Origin of the sequence: Anaeromonas frigoriresistens (genome assembly GCF_016820655.1) — a bacterium.
GTDB classification, from domain to species: Bacteria; Bacillota; Clostridia; order Tissierellales; family SIT17; genus Anaeromonas; species Anaeromonas frigoriresistens.
The window spans coordinates 1-20,563 of the sequence record NZ_WSFT01000034.1; the positions used below are offsets into that span (position 1 = coordinate 1).

General features: G+C 28.9%; 29 protein-coding genes. 3 read left to right on the forward strand and 26 right to left on the reverse strand.

Annotation, left to right across the window (positions count from 1 at the left end; all coding sequences use genetic code 11):
* The first annotated feature begins 360 nt into the window (after nucleotides 1-360).
* Nucleotides 361-1,737 carry a UDP-N-acetylmuramoyl-tripeptide--D-alanyl-D-alanine ligase gene (locus GOQ27_RS08330; RefSeq protein WP_203366394.1) on the forward strand — a complete coding sequence of 459 codons (1,377 nt, stop codon included), beginning with the start codon at nucleotides 361-363 and terminating at the stop codon, nucleotides 1,735-1,737.
* A 19-nt stretch (nucleotides 1,738-1,756) separates the two neighbouring features.
* Here the strand turns inward: GOQ27_RS08330 and ddlA are convergent, their stop codons facing one another.
* The 8 genes from ddlA to GOQ27_RS08370 all read right to left on the reverse strand — a co-directional run bounded on the left by ddlA (nucleotide 1,757) and on the right by GOQ27_RS08370 (nucleotide 8,747).
* Nucleotides 1,757-2,848 (reverse strand): D-alanine--D-alanine ligase, encoded by a 1,092-nt coding sequence (gene ddlA / locus GOQ27_RS08335; protein ID WP_203366395.1) that lies wholly within the window; start codon nucleotides 2,846-2,848, stop codon nucleotides 1,757-1,759.
* A gap of 179 nt (nucleotides 2,849-3,027) precedes the next feature.
* Nucleotides 3,028-3,489, reverse strand: a complete 462-nt coding sequence (locus GOQ27_RS08340) for a GNAT family N-acetyltransferase (RefSeq protein ID WP_203366396.1) — start codon at nucleotides 3,487-3,489, stop codon at nucleotides 3,028-3,030.
* A gap of 13 nt (nucleotides 3,490-3,502) precedes the next feature.
* Nucleotides 3,503-4,258, reverse strand: coding sequence for a Nif3-like dinuclear metal center hexameric protein (locus tag GOQ27_RS08345; RefSeq protein ID WP_203366397.1), 756 nt, complete (start codon nucleotides 4,256-4,258; stop codon nucleotides 3,503-3,505).
* Nucleotides 4,259-4,303: 45 nt separating this feature from the next.
* On the reverse strand, nucleotides 4,304-4,498 hold the full coding sequence (locus GOQ27_RS08350) for a hypothetical protein (RefSeq protein ID WP_203366398.1): 195 nt from the start codon (nucleotides 4,496-4,498) through the stop codon (nucleotides 4,304-4,306).
* Between the two features lie 184 nt (nucleotides 4,499-4,682).
* The gene (locus GOQ27_RS08355) at nucleotides 4,683-5,639 is read right to left on the reverse strand and encodes an alpha/beta hydrolase (RefSeq protein ID WP_203366399.1); all 957 of its coding nucleotides are present in this window, start codon (nucleotides 5,637-5,639) and stop codon (nucleotides 4,683-4,685) included.
* 24 nt (nucleotides 5,640-5,663) lie between these two features.
* A complete protein-coding gene (locus GOQ27_RS08360; RefSeq protein ID WP_203366400.1) occupies nucleotides 5,664-6,221 on the reverse strand; it encodes a DJ-1/PfpI family protein in 558 nt (185 codons plus the stop codon).
* Nucleotides 6,222-6,294: 73 nt separating this feature from the next.
* Nucleotides 6,295-7,218 carry a helix-turn-helix transcriptional regulator gene (locus GOQ27_RS08365; RefSeq protein WP_203366401.1) on the reverse strand — a complete coding sequence of 308 codons (924 nt, stop codon included), beginning with the start codon at nucleotides 7,216-7,218 and terminating at the stop codon, nucleotides 6,295-6,297.
* A gap of 233 nt (nucleotides 7,219-7,451) precedes the next feature.
* Nucleotides 7,452-8,747, reverse strand: a complete 1,296-nt coding sequence (locus GOQ27_RS08370) for a DEAD/DEAH box helicase (protein ID WP_203366402.1) — start codon at nucleotides 8,745-8,747, stop codon at nucleotides 7,452-7,454.
* Nucleotides 8,748-8,988: 241 nt separating this feature from the next.
* Here GOQ27_RS08370 and GOQ27_RS08375 point away from each other — a divergent pair, with 241 nt between their 5' ends.
* On the forward strand, nucleotides 8,989-9,591 hold the full coding sequence (locus GOQ27_RS08375) for a hypothetical protein (RefSeq protein WP_203366403.1): 603 nt from the start codon (nucleotides 8,989-8,991) through the stop codon (nucleotides 9,589-9,591).
* Between the two features lie 46 nt (nucleotides 9,592-9,637).
* Here the strand turns inward: GOQ27_RS08375 and GOQ27_RS08380 are convergent, their stop codons facing one another.
* The 3 genes from GOQ27_RS08380 to GOQ27_RS08390 all read right to left on the reverse strand — a co-directional run bounded on the left by GOQ27_RS08380 (nucleotide 9,638) and on the right by GOQ27_RS08390 (nucleotide 12,731).
* A complete protein-coding gene (locus GOQ27_RS08380; RefSeq protein ID WP_203366404.1) occupies nucleotides 9,638-10,768 on the reverse strand; it encodes a ribose-phosphate pyrophosphokinase in 1,131 nt (376 codons plus the stop codon).
* A 240-nt stretch (nucleotides 10,769-11,008) separates the two neighbouring features.
* Nucleotides 11,009-11,629 (reverse strand): manganese efflux pump, encoded by a 621-nt coding sequence (locus GOQ27_RS08385; protein ID WP_203366405.1) that lies wholly within the window; start codon nucleotides 11,627-11,629, stop codon nucleotides 11,009-11,011.
* 268 nt (nucleotides 11,630-11,897) lie between these two features.
* A complete protein-coding gene (locus tag GOQ27_RS08390) occupies nucleotides 11,898-12,731 on the reverse strand; it encodes a DUF2785 domain-containing protein (RefSeq protein ID WP_203366406.1) in 834 nt (277 codons plus the stop codon).
* 218 nt (nucleotides 12,732-12,949) lie between these two features.
* Between GOQ27_RS08390 and GOQ27_RS08395 the strand changes: the two genes are divergently transcribed.
* Nucleotides 12,950-13,564: an ABC transporter ATP-binding protein gene (locus GOQ27_RS08395; RefSeq protein WP_203366407.1), complete on the forward strand. Its 615-nt coding sequence runs from the start codon at nucleotides 12,950-12,952 to the stop codon at nucleotides 13,562-13,564.
* Between the two features lie 58 nt (nucleotides 13,565-13,622).
* Here the strand turns inward: GOQ27_RS08395 and GOQ27_RS08400 are convergent, their stop codons facing one another.
* The 15 genes from GOQ27_RS08400 to GOQ27_RS08465 form a co-directional block, all read right to left on the reverse strand.
* Complete coding sequence (locus tag GOQ27_RS08400; protein ID WP_203366408.1) at nucleotides 13,623-14,309, reverse strand: hypothetical protein; 687 nt, start codon at nucleotides 14,307-14,309, stop codon at nucleotides 13,623-13,625.
* Between the two features lie 30 nt (nucleotides 14,310-14,339).
* The gene (locus tag GOQ27_RS08405; RefSeq protein ID WP_203366409.1) at nucleotides 14,340-14,501 is read right to left on the reverse strand and encodes a hypothetical protein; all 162 of its coding nucleotides are present in this window, start codon (nucleotides 14,499-14,501) and stop codon (nucleotides 14,340-14,342) included.
* 19 nt (nucleotides 14,502-14,520) lie between these two features.
* Nucleotides 14,521-14,757: a hypothetical protein gene (locus GOQ27_RS08410; protein ID WP_203366410.1), complete on the reverse strand. Its 237-nt coding sequence runs from the start codon at nucleotides 14,755-14,757 to the stop codon at nucleotides 14,521-14,523.
* Nucleotides 14,758-14,798: 41 nt separating this feature from the next.
* Nucleotides 14,799-15,509 carry a lysophospholipid acyltransferase family protein gene (locus GOQ27_RS08415; protein ID WP_252187783.1) on the reverse strand — a complete coding sequence of 237 codons (711 nt, stop codon included), beginning with the start codon at nucleotides 15,507-15,509 and terminating at the stop codon, nucleotides 14,799-14,801.
* A gap of 68 nt (nucleotides 15,510-15,577) precedes the next feature.
* Nucleotides 15,578-15,811 carry a hypothetical protein gene (locus GOQ27_RS08420; RefSeq protein ID WP_203366411.1) on the reverse strand — a complete coding sequence of 78 codons (234 nt, stop codon included), beginning with the start codon at nucleotides 15,809-15,811 and terminating at the stop codon, nucleotides 15,578-15,580.
* 40 nt (nucleotides 15,812-15,851) lie between these two features.
* Nucleotides 15,852-16,055, reverse strand: coding sequence for an NUDIX domain-containing protein (locus tag GOQ27_RS17470; RefSeq protein ID WP_350445893.1), 204 nt, complete (start codon nucleotides 16,053-16,055; stop codon nucleotides 15,852-15,854).
* Nucleotides 16,056-16,371: 316 nt separating this feature from the next.
* A complete protein-coding gene (locus GOQ27_RS08430) occupies nucleotides 16,372-16,746 on the reverse strand; it encodes a hypothetical protein (RefSeq protein ID WP_203366412.1) in 375 nt (124 codons plus the stop codon).
* 140 nt (nucleotides 16,747-16,886) lie between these two features.
* The gene (locus GOQ27_RS08435; protein ID WP_203366413.1) at nucleotides 16,887-17,378 is read right to left on the reverse strand and encodes a GNAT family N-acetyltransferase; all 492 of its coding nucleotides are present in this window, start codon (nucleotides 17,376-17,378) and stop codon (nucleotides 16,887-16,889) included.
* Nucleotides 17,379-17,609: 231 nt separating this feature from the next.
* Nucleotides 17,610-18,419 (reverse strand): hypothetical protein, encoded by an 810-nt coding sequence (locus GOQ27_RS08440; RefSeq protein WP_203366414.1) that lies wholly within the window; start codon nucleotides 18,417-18,419, stop codon nucleotides 17,610-17,612.
* Nucleotides 18,420-18,441: 22 nt separating this feature from the next.
* Entirely contained in the window at nucleotides 18,442-18,723 is a 282-nt protein-coding gene (locus tag GOQ27_RS08445) for a hypothetical protein (protein ID WP_203366415.1), read from the reverse strand.
* A gap of 53 nt (nucleotides 18,724-18,776) precedes the next feature.
* Nucleotides 18,777-19,118, reverse strand: coding sequence for a GNAT family N-acetyltransferase (locus GOQ27_RS08450; RefSeq protein ID WP_203366416.1), 342 nt, complete (start codon nucleotides 19,116-19,118; stop codon nucleotides 18,777-18,779).
* On the reverse strand, nucleotides 19,081-19,239 hold the full coding sequence (locus GOQ27_RS08455; RefSeq protein WP_203366417.1) for a hypothetical protein: 159 nt from the start codon (nucleotides 19,237-19,239) through the stop codon (nucleotides 19,081-19,083). Before GOQ27_RS08455 ends, GOQ27_RS08450 begins: the two co-directional genes overlap by 38 nt.
* A gap of 27 nt (nucleotides 19,240-19,266) precedes the next feature.
* A complete protein-coding gene (locus tag GOQ27_RS08460; protein ID WP_203366418.1) occupies nucleotides 19,267-19,644 on the reverse strand; it encodes a hypothetical protein in 378 nt (125 codons plus the stop codon).
* Between the two features lie 318 nt (nucleotides 19,645-19,962).
* Nucleotides 19,963-20,094, reverse strand: coding sequence for a hypothetical protein (locus tag GOQ27_RS17320; RefSeq protein WP_286673019.1), 132 nt, complete (start codon nucleotides 20,092-20,094; stop codon nucleotides 19,963-19,965).
* A 207-nt stretch (nucleotides 20,095-20,301) separates the two neighbouring features.
* Nucleotides 20,302-20,563: hypothetical protein (locus GOQ27_RS08465; RefSeq protein ID WP_203366419.1), on the reverse strand; the 262-nt coding region annotated here is incomplete at its 5' end.

The window sequence follows — 20,563 nt, forward strand, 5'->3', positions numbered from 1 at the left end:
CCAGCAAGAAAACTAATTCGTACATTAAAATATGAAGACACAAAAAAAATAGCTGACAAAGTTATAAACATGAGTGCAGCACAAGAAATAGAAGATTATATGGAGAAAGTCCTGGATTAATCCAGGACTTTCTTTTATATACTTAGCATTTCCCTATCTACTCAATACCTAAATAAACATTTAGATCTTTCATATATCCTACTCTTATCCCCTATTAATAAATACTTCTCTAATTGAAATAAAATACATTTTTCTATTTTTAATTATTTCTTTTATCCTCTTTTAATAAAAGAAGTTTTAGATTACAATAATACATAGTAATATACAAATAAGAGTATATAATCTTCAGGAGGTAATGTAATGATAAAACGCAAACTAAAAGATATTCAAAGTATGGTTAAAGGTAAAGGTCTAAAGGAAAAAAATAATGATATATATATAGAGGGCGTTTCAACTGATACAAGAAGTATAAAAAAAGGTCAATTATTTGTACCCATCATAGGAGAAAATTTTGATGGTCATAAGTTTATTGAAAAAGCCATAGAAAATGGAGCTGTGGCATCCCTATGGGGTGAATCTCATCCTGTACCAGATATTGATTTTCCATTCATCATAGTAAATGATACTTTAAAAGCAATTCAAACCCTATCTAAAGAATATAGAAATCAATTGTCTATAAAAATTGTAGGCATCACTGGTTCAAATGGTAAAACTTCCACTAAAGATATTTTATCAAGCATTTTTAATACTAAATACAAAACCTATAAAACTCAAGGAAACTTAAATAATGAGTTAGGAGTACCTTTAACCCTACTATCAATTGATGAAGATATTGAAATGGCGGTAGTAGAGATGGGCATGTCTGGTTTAGGAGAAATTGAAATTTTGACTAAAATGGCTTCTCCTGATGCTGCAATAATAACTAATATAGGTACTGCTCATTTAGAACAATTAAAGACTAGAGATAATATTATAAAAGCTAAGCTAGAAATAGTTAAAGGACTTAAGCAGGATGGTCTATTTGTATATCATGGTGATGATGAATCTTTAAGGAGTGCTGTAAAGGCTTTAGATATTCCTCAAGAAAAACATACCTTTGGAGAAAATCAATCTAATGATTATATAGTTGAAAAACTATCTGCAGACATTGATGGATTAAGATTTAAGATTAAAAATATAAATTCTCCTGAGTTTTTCTTGCCTATGCTAGGAAATCACCAAATATTTAATGCATCTGCTGCTATAGCAATAGCAAGACATTTTGGTTTATCCTTTGATTTAATTAAAAAAGGTCTAGAGAATTTAGAGCTTACTGGAATGAGAAGTGAGTTACTTAAAGGTGATGGATTTGACATATTAAATGACTCCTATAACTCTAACCCTGATAGTACTAAAGCTGCATTAAAAACATTAAATTCTTTAGATACTTATGATCAAAGAATAGTAGTATTTGGAGACATGCTAGAATTAGGTGAGGAAGAAATCAACATGCATAGAGAAATAGGAGAGGAAATTGATTTTGAGAAGGTGGATTACTTATTTACTTTTGGTAAATTAGCTAAGTATGCGGCAGAAGAAGCTAAAAAAGGTATTAGTCATGAAAGAGTATTTGCCTTTGAAGATAAATCAGCCTTAATTAATAAGCTGAAGGAAGTATTACAAAACAATTCTATCATTCTCTTAAAAGGATCTAGAGGAATGAAATTGGAAGAGATATCAAAAAATCTGTTAAGTTAACACTTAACAGATTTTTTAATTATAATGAAGTTTTTAATTTTTTATCATTTTCATGTCTCTCAATAGCTAATTGGATGAGTCTATCAATTAAATCTTTATAAGGTATTCCACTTAATTCCCATAGTTTAGGATACATACTTATTCTAGTGAATCCCGGGATAGTGTTTATCTCATTTACAATTATCTCTCCATTTTCTTTAAGAAATACATCTACTCTAGCCATCCCTTTACAGCATAATGCTTTATATGTCTTTATAGAGCATTCTTGAACTATTTTTACTTGTTCATTAGAAAGGTCTGCTGGCATTTGAAGCATAGCTCCTTTTTCATCTATATACTTTGATTCATAGGAATAAAAATCACTACTTGGTAATACTTCTCCTGGAACAGAAGCAATTGGATTTTTATTTCCCAGGACTGAACACTCTATCTCTCTTCCTATGATATTTTCTTCTATAATAACCTTATTATCAAATTCAAAAGCTAATTTCATTGCTTTCTCAAATTCTTCTTCAGTTCTAACTTTGCTAATTCCTACGGAAGAACCCAGATTAGCTGGTTTAACAAAAACAGGTATCCCTAGTTCTTCTTTTACCTGATTAAACTTAGCATAATCTTCTCCAGCTTCATAGGCTAAGAATTTAGCAATAGGCACTCTTGCATCTCTAAGTAGTCTTTTCATAACATCTTTATCCATACCTACTGCTGATCCTAATACATCAGCCCCTACATAGGGTATATTAGCTAGTTTTAATAGACCTTGAATAGTACCATCCTCTCCATAAGGTCCATGAAGGACTGGAAATACCACATCTATTTGACCTAATGATTCATATCCATTCATGTTTATTAACTGATTAGATTGCTCCCCTGGTATTAGGGCAACAGGCTTATCTGATTTATTCAATTGAATTAATTTAGGATTATTCATATTTAATAAAAACTGGGAGTCTTCATTTAAATACCATTTACCTTCTTTATCCATTCCTATTAATACAACTTCATATTTATCTTTATCTATCGCTTCAATTATATTTTTGGCTGACTGTAAAGAAACCTCATGTTCAGCTGATTTACCACCAAAAATAACTCCAACTCTTATTTTATTCAAAATCATATCCCTCCATTTGCTCATCACATCAATATAATTAACTAATTCTTTTCTATATAAAATATTATCACAAATAATAAATATAGTATATTAGATAATTTATCCTATGTTTATATTATATATATACTATAAAAGTAGAGTTTTATAACAGGTAATATATAAAACTATTTATTTATTATTTAAGACTCTCTTTTCATTCTCAAAAACTCATATTCGCCCCCATTTGTCTTTTGTATAAAGGTTCCATTAGGTTCAAATCCTATTTTTTTATAAGCTTTAATTGCTCTTTGATTAAAAGTAGCCACAGCTAAGCTAAATTTATCAGTGTTATATCTATTCTTAGCAAATTCTAACCCAGATATTATAAACTCATATCCTAATCCCTTTCCCGTTAAAGAAGGCTTTATACCTAGACCAATCTCTACAGTTTCATCCACCATTCTATTAAAACTAAAAAATCCAATCAGTTCCTTATCTTTATATACTGTAAAATATGTATCCTCCCAATTAGAAGGTTCTAAAAACTCATCTAAATCTTCTTTATCACTTTTCATATCATAAAATGAATAATCCCCTGCATAATGCCAATTAACTATTTCTTCAGCTTCTTGAATTCTCATAGGCTTAAATATATAACTCATATCTTCCCCCCTACTACTCAATATGCCCTTCCGATATTTTTAGTATTTCTACCTCAGAATATTTGTCTTTGATAATTTTAGCCAGGGTTTCTACTCCAAATATCTCAGTAAAAGTATGACTACCCACTATAAGATTTATTTTTCTATACTCAGCATATTGTACAGTATAGAGTATTTTCTCACCGGTGAAATATACATCACATCCTAAATCGATAGCTTCCTTCATATCTGTAGCGGAAAATCCAGCTCCAGTTACTACTCCTATTTTCTTTATTGGTCTATTATTATTATTCCAGCTTTTAACTGGCTCTTCCAGTAAATTTTCTATGTTGTTTACAAGCTGGTTAAACTCCATAGGTTCATCTATTTCTCCGATTCTTCCACAATACATTTCATCTTCTAGGGCAAATTTATCTATCACTTTAAATCCTAATTTTCTTAAAATAGAAGTATTAGTACCAAATTCAGCATCATCTAATGGGGAATGTATAAAAAAATGAGTAATATCACTTTCCTTTAAAATTTCTAATATTTCTTCCTTCATTCCTATCATCCATTCCCATGCATCATGATGAGTTATAAGTAAATCCACATTATTCCTTACTGCTTCATTTGCTGACTCAATAGTTAAATTAGTACAATAACCTACCTTTGAAATTTCTTCCTTCCCTTTGTTAGTAAACCCATATTCCCCTTCTCCCTTTACAATATCTAACTTTTCCTTTGTAAAAGTATTAATTATAAAATTCTCAAAATCTTTTACTAACATATTATCTCCCCCTAAAAATGTTGTTTGTTAAAATAACACTTTATATCATTTCACTTTTTTAAGTATCATAATTATTATAATGAAAGCTCCAACTATCAAAAGCCCTGTTAAAATCCCTGAAATAACTTTAGCTGTACCTTCTGATACTCTATCCTTTAAAAATTTATTAAAAACATAATAAATACCAGCAAATATCCCCTCTATAATAACTTCAAAAATAATCTCAAATATAATTTCCATTTTTACCCTCTTTGTTCATTTCTTTTTTGTACTATATTTATTATTCTTTATACCCTTAGAAATTCCCTGCCTAAAGAACCAATAATCTAAATAATATACTCTTTTATTCTATATTATATAAGTATAATAAAAATACCCCTTCATAATATTTTCATCAAGATGGGGTATCAAATCTTTATTATATTTAATTCATTATAAAGTTTAGAGCCTTAATTAATTTTTCATCGAAATCCTCAGGAGGATTATGTCCTACGCCTTTGTTTACATAGTACTCATATTGAATGCCGAACTCATCAAATTCTTTCATCATTTCTTCTTCACTTTCCATGGGTAATACTAACTCACCTTCTAATAAAACTCCTTTTACACCTCTTTCAGCAGCTAACTTAACATTTTCTTTAGTAAAGGACTCTGTCTTTTCTTCTGCGCATAAACCAATAAATCCTTTAATTGGTATTGTATTATCCATTACTATTTCAAGAGTAGTTTGTGCTCCTCCAGAAAATCCTCCAATTATAGTATTATCTTGATCAACGGAGTACTTCTTAGATATCACTTCATAACATTCCTTAATTTCTTGTCTTGCTAATTTTGTATCATTAAGCCATCCATATCCATTGTGACAAATAACCTGAGAAGATTGAAGATATGCAAATATAAAACCATTAGTTAAAAATATATCTGGTTTCCAATACTGGCTAAATTCTTCTATATTACATATACCATCCCCATGTAGCCCTATGAATAAAGGATACTTCTTCTTAGGATCATAGTTTTCCGGTAAATGAACTTCATATTTCACCTTAGATTTTTCTTTTAACTCTTCCATGAGTTTATTATTTTTCTTTAATAATTCTTCATAACCATCTCTTTCTTGTAAGGGTTTAAACCTATCAAACTGTAAAGGAAAAGCATATCCTTTATTTATAACTTCTTCTACAGATTTATAACTTTCATCATGTTTTTCACTCATAGTATATAAAACATTTTTATTCCACATAATACTGAAATACTTATCTTCATACTCTTCTTTAGGCAAATCCTCTAATCCTTTTTCTAGAAGATTTAATGCATCCTCTAGTTTACCTTCTTCATGCAAAACATCAACCGCTCTCTCTAAATCCTTAAAATTTTTATACATACTAATATATCCCCCATTTATCTTTTACTTAATATTTTTAAACCAATTATAATCTACAATTGCTTCTTCATCATTTTCATACACATTCATTAATTTTCCTAACTCAAAAGCAAACTCTACAAAGGATTGCCCTGTTGCAGTTATCATATTTCCATCCATAACTACATCTTCTTGTACCACAATAGAATCATTAAATATACTCATATCTTCTCTTGTAATATCAACACCAGAAGAGCCTCCAGTACACCTCTTGTTCTTAAGTAATCCATAGCTAGCCATAAGATATGTTCCTGCACATATACCAGCAATGTACTTATTCTTTTTATCAATCTGTTTAATAAACTCCTTAAGTTTTAAATTTTCATATAAGTATGATGGATTCCCCCCTGGAATAATTAATAGATCAACCTCCTCAGGATTTAGTTGATCAATTATTCTATCTGGTAAAAATTTCTGTTTTTCTTCGCTTATATATACTTTATCTTCTAATGCTACTGTAAAGTAATTATCTTTAAATTGTATTGCGCTTATTACCACTTCAAATTCACAAAATCCGTCATAATAGAGTATGCATATATTCAAAGAAGTCCCCCCTAATCTCACTATTCATAATCATGTAAGTTCATTATAGCAAATAATGGCTGACACCATTATGTCAGCCATTATACTTTTCTAATATATTTTCTAAATATTTTTTTGTCTCATTCCTTAAGTACTCTGGCTCTAAAACCTCACATTCCTTTCCAAATTCTAAAATAAACCTAATTAATCCTTCTTCATAGGGAAATAGGTCATCTACAATAAAAGCTCCATCTTGTCTCTCCTTTATTGTATCCTTAAAAAAGTACTCTGTTAACTGATTACCGATTCTATTACTAAATTTTAATTTTACTTTTATATTCTTTTTATCATAACTTTTATTAAATATTTCGTCTAACTCTTCTGAAGATATTATTCTTTTAGTAAAGATCTCTCCTAATTTCAAATCTTTAATCCTAACTAGTTTAAATCTTCTATAGTCCTCTCTTACTCTACAATATCCTGCTAAATACCATTGTCCATGGGAAAACTCTATTCTTATAGGCTCTACTATTCTCTCACTATACTCCATATTTCTGTTTATATAATAAAATACCAAAATCTTAGTTTTCTCTATAGCTTGATTAATAATATAAAGATATTCTTTTAATTCCTCTTCCATACTAAAATGAGACATATTAATATTTAAACTATCTTCTTTATTATTATTATTTTTGTCTGCATTCTGAAATTTAAGCACTATATCATTAAATTGTTGATTTTTACCAAATACAATACTCATGCCCTTCATCATTGCCATTAGAGTGTGTAGTTCCCCTTCATCAAAAAACAGATTATCTAAGCTATAATTTTCTATTATATAGAATCCCCCACCTTTACCTCCATTTGCAGCCACAGGGACTCCTGCTTCACATATTTTATCTATATCTCTATAGATAGTTCTGACTGATACTTCAAAGTGTTCAGCAAGCTCCTTTGCTGTGACTATACCCTTACTTGAAAGAATAAGAAGTATAGAAAGTAATCTATCTATTCTCATATTATTTTTTGTCCCTTCTTAATTATTAATTCATCATATTATGAATTCTATTAATATTATGAATTTCCCTTCTTTTTCATATTTATTATTCTTCTATTTTAATATTTAATAAATAATTACAAGATAGTTTTTAAACATATTTATATAAAATATTATACTCTAAAGTACACAAAAAGACCTCTACTAAAATAGTAAAAGTCTTTTTTGTACTTAGTATAGCAATCTGGTCAAGTTTATTTTCTAAACCCTTTTCTAGATTTGCCTTTATTTTTAGCCTTGCCTTTATCTCCTCTATATTTACCTTTAGAGCTCTTGTTTTTATTGAAGTGTTTATCATCTTTATTTGTTTTATCTTTTCTTCTTCCTCTTTGATCCTTACTATCCTTTGATTTATTATTTCTGTCTTTGTTCTTTTCTTCTTCACTTTTTTTTCTATCTATCTTAGTTTTTATTTTCTTTTCAATATCATTTAATGCGATTCTATCTTTAGGTGAAATAAAGGTAATAGCTAACCCTTTCTCTCCTGCTCTTCCTGTACGACCTATTCGATGTATATAACTCTCTGAATCCTGAGGCACATCATAATTAAATATATGTGTTATACCCTCTATATCTAGTCCACGGGCAGCCACATCTGTAGCTACGAGAACTTGCAGTTCAGCCTTCCTAAAGACTTTCATAACTTTTTCTCTTTTTGCTTGGCTTAGGTCTCCATGTATTTCATCTGATTTAAACCCTGCCATTTGTAGAATCTCATTGAGTTTCTTAACACGCCTTTTTGTCCTACAGAAAACAATTGCCATAAATGGATTGTATTCTTTAATAGCATTTATAAGTGCATCCTGTTTACCTCTATCTGTTGTTTCTATTACTTCCTGTTTTATCTCATCTAATGTAACATTCTTACTTTCTACTTGAATTTGAACAGGTTTTCTCATATATTTAGTAGCTAGTGATCGTATTTGTTTAGGCATTGTAGCAGAGAAAAACATTGTCTGTCTATGCTTAGATGTGTGAGATATTATTTTTTCTACATCGGGTAAAAATCCCATATGAAGCATTTGATCTGCTTCATCTAATACAAGTGCTTTAAGCTTCCAAAAATTAATTGTCTCTCTTCTTAAATGATCTAAAAGTCTTCCAGGGGTTCCAATAACTATATGTATATTACCTTTTAACTTCCTTACCTGGCTTTGTACATCCTGGCCACCATAAGCAGCTAATATTTTAACTTCACTATCCTTTGTTAATTTCTTAGCTTCATTTGTGATTTGTATTGCTAACTCTCTAGTAGGTGCAACAATTAAGGCTTGAACTGCCTGTTGATTTACATCTATCATTTCCAATATTGGTAACATAAATGCTAGTGTCTTCCCTGTACCTGTTTGAGCTTGTGCTATAACATCCTTACCCTCTAAAAGTTGTGGTATGGTCCGAGTTTGTATAGGAGTTGGTTTAATTATCTGATTCTTCTTTAATATATTTTCAATGTCAGTATTGATTCCTAACTGTGAAAAATTCTTTGCCATATTATCATATCCCTCTCTAATTTCAGTATTTTTGTTACTTATTATTCCTATAAGTTTTAAACATAATTCAATAATAGGTATAAATATTTAAATATACTTATTTAATATATCACTTAAATAGAAAAAACCAAAGACATTTATTGTATACCCATAAAGTTAAAACTAATTTATATATTAATTTTTACCATTTTGGTAATAATATATTTAGAATCAAAAATTTTTATTACAAGGAGGATAATATATGAAATTTAAATCTGTTCTATTAATATTTGCACTTCTAATGCTACTTTTTGTAGGGTGTGGTGAAGACCTTGACACTACAGAAGATCCTGAAACTGCAGAAGAACAAGAAGAACAACCAGATCAAACTACACCACCAGAAACAGAGCCAGATGTAATGACTACACCATCAATAGTAGATACTGCAGAGGCATTTGAAAAAGCAATAAGTGAAGATAATGGTTCATGGATTATTGCCACCACAAAAGATATCACTTTTGATAAGGAAATATCTCTTGATGGAGAATATAAAAATGGTAAGAAAGATGATGATGGAAAAGACATTATCCAGAGAAAAATTGCACTTTATGCTCAAGATGAAGAAAGAAATGTAACTGACAGGTATACTCTAACTGCTCCAAAGTTAACGATTAACAGTCCAAATGCCAGAATTCAAAGTGGAACTTTTGAAGGTGATCTGTATGTAGCTGCTCAAAACTTCGAATTAGTAGATGCTAAAATTGAAGGAGACATATATTTTACTAATGAAAATGTTCAATCAACATTTACTATGGATGATACAAGTGAAATAACTGGGGAACAAAAACTAATGGAAACGGAATAGATGTAAATAAAAAATGAGAGACTTATAAGTCTCTCATTTTTTATTCCTATTTTAAAAGTTTCTTTATACTTTCAGTAGCATCTATAACTGGTGCAATTGATTCATCTCGATTAATATAATCTAATATAGTAGCAAGAAACTTGGACATATCAACCTCTTTAAACCATCTATATTTCTTTACCTCTTCAGGTATATAGGTTAAATTTGTTGCATATACCTTTTCGATAAGCCCTTTTTCATAAAATTCATTAAATTTTTCAATTCCCTCTGTAAATAAAGCAAATGTTACAGCTACATATACTCTATTAGCTTTTCTTTCCTTTAACTCCTTAACAATATCAAATACGGATTCTCCTGAAGCAATCATATCATCAGTGATTAAAATATCTAATCCTTCAATATTTTTACCAATGTATTCATGTTCAACTATTGGATTCTTTCCAGCTATTACTTTAGAATAATCCCGTCTCTTATAAAAAAGTCCTACATCAAGACCTAACACACTAGAATAATAAATTGATCTATCCATAGCTCCTGTATCAGGGCTAATAACAATCATATTTGAATTATGAAATGATAAATCCTTCTCTTCTTTGATAAAAGTCTTAACAATTTCATAGGTAGGATATAAATTTTGAAATGAAATTAATGGTATTGCATTTTGAACATTGGGATCATGAACATCAAAAGTAATGATATTTTGTACACCCAATCTTTCAAGCTCTTGTAAAGCTAGTGCACAATCAAGAGACTCCCTTCCTTTTCTTCTATGTTGTCTACTTTCGTATAACATTGGCATTATAACAGTGACTCTTCGTGCTCTGCCACCCAAGGCTGAGACCGCTCTTTTAATATCTTGAAAATGTTCATCTGGCCCTTTATGATTCTTAAAGCCAAACATCTCATATGTATTACTATAGTTTCCCACATCAGCTATTATAAAAATATCTTTTCCCCTTACACTTTCATCAATAACTACTTTTCCTTCACCATTAGAAAACCTTACCTCTTCAGTGGATATAAGAAAATTCTCGCTTAAATAATCATCACTATTTAAATTATCATTTCTTTTTTTACTTAAATAATAATTAATCTTGTCCCCTAACTGGTGGCAGCTTTCTAAAGCTATAATTCCTAACTCTCCATTAGGTGTTCCGTTTTTTAAATCTAGATGCACTAATATTCCTCCTTATATTCTTATGTTATTATTCCCTTTAATTTATATTTAAATAATATATTAGCATTAAACATTTGTTTTTAATTATAGAAGTTAAATAACGAAGTCCATTTTTATAATTTTTTTAATATTCTTATAACTACTTAAATTATAACAGACTATCATAGTATAGAAAACTATTACTAAATACAAAAAACTGACTCAAATTAATTGAATCAGTTTTTATATTTAAAAGTTACCCTAGACTAACCTTAGAACTCCAAGAACCATTAATATAAGCCCTGGCAAATAAGAAAACTTTTGTCCAAGCTGGTTTATTTCGTTATGCCTTGCCACAACATTACCTACACCGATAAGCACAAAGTGAGTTAATCCAAATAAAAAAGGAGTGGTATATGGGTTAACCCCCATTAAAGACACTGTAAATGCTGCAATAGATGCATCCATACCAACGGCAAGCCCCAGGATAATTCCCTCCATGGCTTTTATATCATTTTGCTTATCTATATCTGATAAAAGAGGATTACGAATTACTTTTATCAAATCCCTAGGTTTAAAATCAGATATTTTTGTGCTATCATTTGAAAGACTATCTTCTTGTTTTTTACTTTCTCTTAATGTAAATAATCCCAGTAAGATCAGTAATCCTGCACCTATATATTTTGCTGATGCTAAAGGTATGAATTCTTTTAAATTATATCCTATTTGCATAGTTACCATTGATAAGATAACAGACATAAATGAAATAATTATCAAAGGAAGAAATTTAATTCTAATCTTCCTTAACCCAAAGGCAAAGCCTCCCCAAAAACCATCGATACTTACTGCAGTGGCTATCAAAACTAAGCTTATTAAATCCATATTTTCACCTCTTTATTCCGTTTATATTAAATTATGTATTGAGGTGAATATTTGACACTATATCTAAGTCTATAAACCTTTTAATTAACAATTGAAAAGTTTATAGAATCATCTTAATTATTAATATTATTTAGCTGTACATTTTAATAATCTATACTGTATTTTATGAGTTGACTTATATATAATTTCAGTCCCTTTTCTAACCGTTTACTATCTATACACATTTCCTGAGAAATAATTTTTCTTCTAAGAAGCAAAATTATTCAAATTAATAATTTTTAAACAAACTAATTTCCTGTAAAACCTCTTTAGTTGTATTTGTTATATTTTCATATTCTGATTTATCTATTAGCCTAAAATACAAGCTTTTCAAAAATATATTTACATTCATCTGGATAACTAAATCCTCTGGATATTTATCAATCTTCTCTATATTCTTAAAACTTCTAATCCATTCTTCTATTTTTTCAGTAGGAATAATTCCCCTTTCTACAATTGCTTTTATCGGAGTAATCATACGCTCATCTTCAAAGTGAATATATCCATAGTTGTTTATATTTACCTTCTTGTATATAGCATCTAATATTCTTTTTAATCCCTTATATCCTATCTCTTCACATCTAGCGAATTCATCTAAGGCATCTGCACCATGGGCAGCTCCATGAGCCCAACCTTTATCCTCTATATATCCTCTAACATCTATATCTTCATTATAAGATTTAAGCACTGCATCAAAGGCTTTTTCAATATCACTTTTGGATAAGAAGTTCTCCTTTCTATGTCTATAAATAGCACTGCCTACAACCTCCACTGAGAAGGTTCTTGAAAATACTGAGTCATTAACCATACCTAGCCCTTTTAGAAGATGATTTTCATCTATAGCTATCATCATGATGTCAAAAACCTCATTATGAGATAGAACCCCATTCATTATCCATGTTGATAGGTTAGAAAGTATCAACCTATCCCTTAACTCCATATCTGTATCTCCTATATAATCCATCATTAATAAAGACAATTCGTAAGGATTTACCTCTTTAGGCACTACATATTCATTCTCTTTTATACTTCTTAATAACTTTTTCAATTCTTGCTTTTCCATTATACATATCTCCCCTTTTTTCAAACCTTAAACTAAAACACATTAGAATAAAATTCAATTAGTATTATACTTACATTATAAAAAAGATTCACTGACACCATTAGGTCAGCTAATAATATTTATTTAATTAAATAAATATTATTCTTTAAAATTCACACTTAGAAATACTATAGAATACAATAATATATCCAGTTAAATGCTAAAGGAGGATAAAGCTTATGAACAATAACAAAGTCTTAGAAATAAAAAACCTCGGTATGACCTATCATACTTTAGACGGAGAAACTAAGGCTCTTGAGAATATATCATTAGATATTCATAGGGGAGAAATAGTAGTATTAGTAGGACCTAGCGGATGTGGTAAATCTACCCTATTGTCTATCATAGCAGGACTACTGAAACCTTCTAATGGGAAGGTTATTTTAAATAATAGGGAAGTAAAAAATCCTACTAAAGATATAGGATATATGTTTCAAAGAGATAATCTTTTTGAATGGAGAACTATTCGAAATAATGCTCTAATAGGTCTAGAAATACAAGATAAGGTTACAGAAGATGCTAAATCATTTGTAGAGAGTCTTTTAGATATGTACGGTTTAGATGAGTTCAAAGATCATTATCCTAGCCAATTATCAGGAGGTATGAGACAAAGAGCAGCTCTAATCCGTACATTAGCCACAAAACCAGATTTTCTACTACTAGATGAACCTTTCTCTGCTCTTGATTATCAAACAAGACTAGTAATATCCGATGAAATTGGTCAAATACTTAAAAAAGAGGGAAAAACCGCCCTAATGGTTACACATGACATAGCAGAAGCTATGTTTACATAGAGATAGAAAAACCCTGACTCTGTGAGTCAGGGAGTAATACCTTAATATTCTAAAATATTTATTTAAAAAAATTATTACTAAAATCCTTATAATCTATTTCAAGTTCTAATTCTTCAACAAACTCAACATCTTTCTCATCTATTTTAAAATCAATATCTTCAATACTTTCTGAATCATCTACTATTAACATTTTCCCATCTATATTTTTGAATACAAAAGTATATAAACCCTCATCTCCTGATTTTTCAGGTTTATCTGGGTCGCCTGTTAATCTTTCTTGTTTATACTTAAAAAAAACATAAGAGTAATCTCCAATTTTATATGGTTTTGAATAATGAAAGTGTAATTTTAAATTATAGTAACGCCAATCTTCTACTGTATGTTTTTGAACTAATTTACTTATCTCATTCAACCTTTCTTTAGATAAACCTTTTAAGTCACTATATGAGTAGCCTTGTTCTGTACTATCTATTTTTAGATCAGACATAAACTCAATATTTACATAATCTTCATAAAAGTTTTCTTCAACTATAGGTTTTATGTTTTCTTCATAGGTTTCATAATCAATTGCAAATCCATCTAGCATAGCTGCGTATTTATTAAACCTCTTAGCCTTTTTCGTTAATTCACTAACATCATTATCTAAGTTTTGTATTGAATCTATTGTAGTAATATCTTCTTCAGTTTTACAAGATGATAGTGTTAAAGAAGATATTATTATAAGCATAATAATAATCTTTCTCATTGTTAATTCCCCCAATAAAAAATAATCGCTTTAGCCATTAGTCATGTACTTCCAAATTTGGTAATCTAACAATCTGGCATTCATATCTTTATGTTTATCTTTTAATTCTTCACTTACTTCAGCAAGCAATACTTGTGCTTCTTCTAAATCAACTTCTTTATCAGTACAATTCTTGATAAATCTTAAAAACATTCTATCAGGTTTTATCAACTCATTTGATCACGCTAGCATAAAGAAACATTTCAATAATATTCCACTCTTTTATCCAGTATGATACATAAAATCTTCTATTATAGATTTCAATAACTTTTTTCCAATCAGTTGTTTCTTCTTTTGCATTTTCTATAATTTCTTTAATTCTACCTAGACCTTTCCTATATTCTTGTAAAAGACTAAAGTATTGTTTCTTATTATCTTTCAAATAGGATATCCATATTTTCTTTCTCATTTTAATAAACTATCTAAATTCTGAAACATGAAAAATTGAATTTATAAACTGTCATATACACCGCGATATTTAGGATCTAAAAGCTCTGCGATTTTCTTCATAGAATATTCCGTCGCTAGTTCTGTCCATACATCTTTATTATCCTCTGTCTTTTCAGGAAGACTAAAGGGTTCGCCAACTTTTACCTTAACCTTAGCATGATTAAAACTTTCCTTACTCATACTATCACTGTTTATGGGTAATAGTTCTTCAGTACCTTCCAGGCCTATAGGAACAAATTGAACCTTAGCCATTTTAGCTAATAGTATAAAGCCCTTTTTAGCCCTTATCATTGAGCCAGATCTACTTCTAGTACCTTCTGGAAAAATGAATATTGACCCTCCGTTTTTTAAATACTTTATTGCTTCTTTTATTGCTTTTTTATCAGCTGAATTTGGGGTTATGTGTATGGTTTTTATAGTTTCAAGAACTAAATTGGTTACGAGGTTCTTACTTAATTTTACTCCGGCCATGAAAGCTACATCATTGTCCTTTAACAATCTATTTAGAATTATACCATCCACATTACTAAGATGATTTCCTATATATATTGTTGGAATTTCTCTTCTTTTTTCGATTACTTTTTCGTTTATAACTTCGATCTCAGAATATTTATCCAAAAATTTATGGATTAATTTACGAGTTAAGCTTATTCTTATATTTTTAGGTAATATTCTAGACACATTGGCAAACATATTAATTATTAGACTCATTATTTAAGCCGGTAGAAACCAGCCCCTCCTCTCTAAATATAAATTAAGATAAGTACTTTTCAAATATATTACTCAGATAATAACAATTTATTATTAACAAAAATTCTACAGTGCATTCGAAAGACTCCTCCTATGGAAACTTTTATCATCTCACCTGTTTCCAAATTTCCCCACAGTCTTACCCTATTAGCAAATCCAATTTGTTCATCCTGCAATTCACCATTCACATATAATCGCTCACTAAATGCTTTATTTTCTACTACTATACTATTTCCATTATAATTAATTTCCCAATTTTTCATTTATCTTTCCTTCCCAACTATACTAATAATATTTGTTTTATTATATTATATATGCTGACCAATAATCAAATATAGGTTGTATATCAGATGAAATTGCACCTGTTTCTTCAAATAGTTTTCTTTTAGCATCATCTAAAGGAGTTTCACCGATTTCAATATGCCCACCAGCAGTTTCCCATGTATCTCTTTTCTTGTGTTTACATAAAAGCCACTTTTCATTGTATCTGCTATGATAACTACATATTTATAACATTTTAAATAGTTTAACTGAAAAACCTTACATTTCATGGTTTTTCCTCCTATTCAAATATAATTCTTACTTCATTCTATCCTACTATTGTCACACTATAGCTTCTACATAAAATTAGAAAATCCCTTCTTATTTAAAATTACGGCATGTTGATTTTTATTCTTGATACTATAAAATAATTTAAAGTCACTTGTCATATCATTGACAAAATTTAATTTATGACAAACTCAAAGGAGAAAAACAAAAAAAAATAAAATGCAAAATGAAATGCACCCTATCCTTGTAATATTAATTGTTATGGAAATTTTTATTATGAAAAAGATCGAATGTCCTGATTAAGATTTTTAATAATAAAGAGGTAAATTATTAAAAGTATTAAATTAACAAGTAATGCTCCTATCTGGACTCCCATAAATAGGACTATCATAATATTTACTAATAGATATATAGCGAACAGTACACTTACCACTAAACTTAATTTATACATTTCTTTATATTTAAGTGATACGCCAATGCCACAAATTAAAAATATTATTCCAATAATGATACTTAAATAGTTAAATGAAGTTGGAAGCTCATAAGTTATATACTTGAAAACCTCTTTATTAAGTATATTTGATAGCGTACTAATCAAGATACTTATCCCTTGTAAAATTAAAAATATTGGTATGGTTTTAATTTTCATAAAGATCAACCTCCTTTCACTTTAATAATGATATAGTCTGTTTTCTCTTTTTTAATTTGAAACTTCCTAACATTTCTAAAATATTCTTATAATCTATTATACCATATATTTACAAAAGTTTAATGGTGGTTATAAGTGAATTAAAAAGTACTTTTGGCTATGCCAAATATATGCTGTTTTTCCCCAAATCTTGTAACTGTTTGCCTCAAACTCATTCCAAGTTTTTTGAGTAGCTTACAGGAAGCTCTATTTGCAGATTGAGTCTCGGCAACAAGTTCCTTAATGTTTAATTCATCAAAAGCATAATTAATAATCCTTTTTATAACTTCTTCTGCATAACCATATCCCCAGTACTGAGGCATAAACTGATATGATATCTCTGTACTGAACCCATCATGATGTTTATCAAGAGATACTAACCCAATAAACTCACTATTATTCTTTAATCTTACAACCCAGTAAAAAGAGTTTTTATCAGAAGTGATCATATTATAAAAACTACTATTGTATCTTTCATTACTAACAATCCCACCAAGAAATTTTCTTACTTTCTCATCAAAGTACAATTTTCTCACTTCTTCATAATCGCTATTCTGCACTTCAGTGAGCATACATTTACTTGTCTCTATCACAATATCCCCCCCATCATATGCATCGTTATATCATAAAATATATATCTAAGCTACTCTTTTAGATGATATACTCGTATTATTTATTCGGATGTAGCTTTCTCTCTTAATATCACCTTCCTAAGAATTAAGAGGATATTTTTCTTCTAATGTCCTAAAAAGATTTTTAGGGTGTGCTATATCCTTTTTGGTAGGTTTATTATCCAGTTACATAAATTAAATAACCTTTTTAAATTAATTTGATTCTAAGTACTCTTCCTCAAGATATTTATAGAATTCTTTTTCAAATTCTCCTTCAGTAACACCTAATACTCTCTCTATATCCCCATTTTCCTTCAATAATTCCCTTACTTCATCCATTGACCAGTTTTCATTTATATATTCAATTAATATATATCCTACATTATAAACTTTTTCAGCAGATTTTCCATTTGTTGCGTTTAATTCTTTTATACTAGGATAATTTCCTTCCACTAAATATGAAAAACTTTTAGGCTCGTAAAATTGATTTGTTTCATATAATGCTACAGACTCGATTAACCATCTTTGTCCAAGTTTAGGGTATTGAATCTTAGTCAATGCATGTGTAAATTCATGGGTTGCTACATTCATTAAACTATTATAATCATGTTCTAATTCTAAACCATCACTATTAGGGGATACCATCTGCAAAGTATAGGGACCAGTACATAACCCTACTATCCAATCCGATGCATCTGGCATTGATATAGCTTTATGAAATTCTTCTAAAGTAGGATATATAGTAAAATTGATTTTTTGATCGATATTCTTTACTTGTAAATCTTCTACTATGCGATCATACTCTCCTTCAATTGTTTCTGCCATATCCCCTATATAAGCAGCATTCTTTTCATAATAATAAAACTTTATGTGTTCTGTTTCTCTTGTGAATTGTTCCTCATTCTTTGCAGTTTTTTCTTCAGTTAATATACTCTTTTCGTTGTTTGAAGATTTAACTTCTTCTGTGCAGCCTATAATTGCTATTGAAGTAATTAATAATATAATCAATAATATTCTTTTCATAATTCTCCCTCTTTTCATCTTATTATTTATTTAGCATTTCTCTTGCTTCTTGATAAGAAGCAAGTGTAATAGCTATTGGAAATGCTAAGGTTTGAATAATGTTTAATATAATAAGTTTTTTATTCCGAGATATTATGCCTGATATCGTTCCTAATATACCTATAGGGATAGTTAATAAAATCTCTCCATAAGGTATATTATGTAGTATTAAAATAAATAGAATATACCAAGCCCATATTGCTATTCCTACTAATAAAAAAAATAATGAAATATATTTAGATATTTTTTTAATCTTTCTTCTCACAATACACTCAACCTTTTTATGGATTATAAATACTGGATTAATTAAATAAATTGCTATCCATGATTTTTATAACTCATAATGGACTCTCTAGTAGCTTCAAGGATACAATTATCATCTGTTATTTTTGATATCTCAAATCCTGCATTTCTATGTCCTTTAATAGCTACTTTTCTTTCTATTGGTATCTCATTACTCATTCTATTTACTTTTTTATTACAAAATCCCTTTTGTACCAAAATATTTAGTCCTTCTGAAGAATAACCTTTACACCTATATTTATGCTCAATGACTATACCTATATTATGCGCATGGGTATATTTATCATAATGAAAACAGACCTCACCAATAAAATCATTACTATCTATTAAAGTCAATACATCCAGTTTTATTATCATAATTATCAGATTCTAAGTTGTATCCTCTGTTATAAGCCATAGTATTTGGCTGAGCTAATATTTTTTGTCTATATTCTAGTTCCTCAAAGGAGGGTACATGCAAAAATAACCTTTTCTTCATATTTTCAACTCCTTAATATCAAATATTCTAAGAATCTAAAAAATAAAATCCTTCACCTCTTTCAATAATTTTCTCATTATTTCGATAAATAGTATCTTTAATTTGCACTTTTATTGTTTTTCTTTCAAATCCTTTTGGGATAGAAACAATATAACTAGGTCTAAATAGTTTTTCTCCGTCTACTTCAGCTAAAAAATCTGGAACCTTAGTAATTGATAATATATCTATTCTTTCTTCATTAGCCCATACTTTAATATCTTTATCACTAAACTCTGGCCATATTTCTTTATTTCTTATTAAATCCAATTCATTAGTAATACCATTCTTCATAGCATCATTAACTCTTGTTAAGGACATAGGCATAAAGTATATATAGTCACTCCCTTGACCTTTCCACATAGTCATTCCGTAGAATTCCTCCCAATACTATAGTTTCTTTTATAAACTCTATGTAACTAATCTATTCTCTACTAAACCATAAAAAACCTTCCTTATTTTCCATATTATTCATTATATAATGATTTTTTTCTTATATAGCTAGGTAATACTACAACAAACTATAATTTTTATTCTAAAAAAACAGCTATGGATAAGTGTTTATCCATAGCTTTGTTCTTACTATTAAATTACTCCTTAATTTCATAGTAACTTTTAAAAATCACCTTTACTCAAGACAACATTAAAGTCTTTGAAACTTCTTCAAATATCTCTTGTCTAAATAATTTAACTAATTTTTTTACCTTGAGTTGTACTAAAATTAAAAAAGTTAGATATCAAATCTATGGTCATATGATTATGAAAAAGCTTAAGTTCTGTTATTTTTGACAATTCTTGACCAACTGTCATTTTCCCCACAGCATGAGGCCCAAATATTACAACAAATTTCCTGTAATTTTCCCTCCCAGATTATCATTATTTTATTTAACACATTTATACAATTTTGATACTATATTCTTCTAGATTCACATTACAATACCTTTAAATTAATCATTATCTAAAATAAGCTAAGTCTTCTGTTAATAATCATTTCTAAGAGATGGGACTATCTTTCTGTTTTATCTACTAATGAGCTATAAACTCAATAAAATTTCTCTCTAATTCGTATTCTCTACCTAGATTATCTACCAACTTAAATTTAAATAATATATTTTCTTGCACATTTTTATCTTTTATATCTTCTATATTAAGAGTATCTTTAAATATCCATTCTTGTAAGAGAGGTTCATTTTCGTTTTTTTTACCATTTTTTATTACATCTATACTGTCTATAACTTTATCATTATAATATACATCTGCTTTGATTTCTTTAAGAGCCAATCGAGGA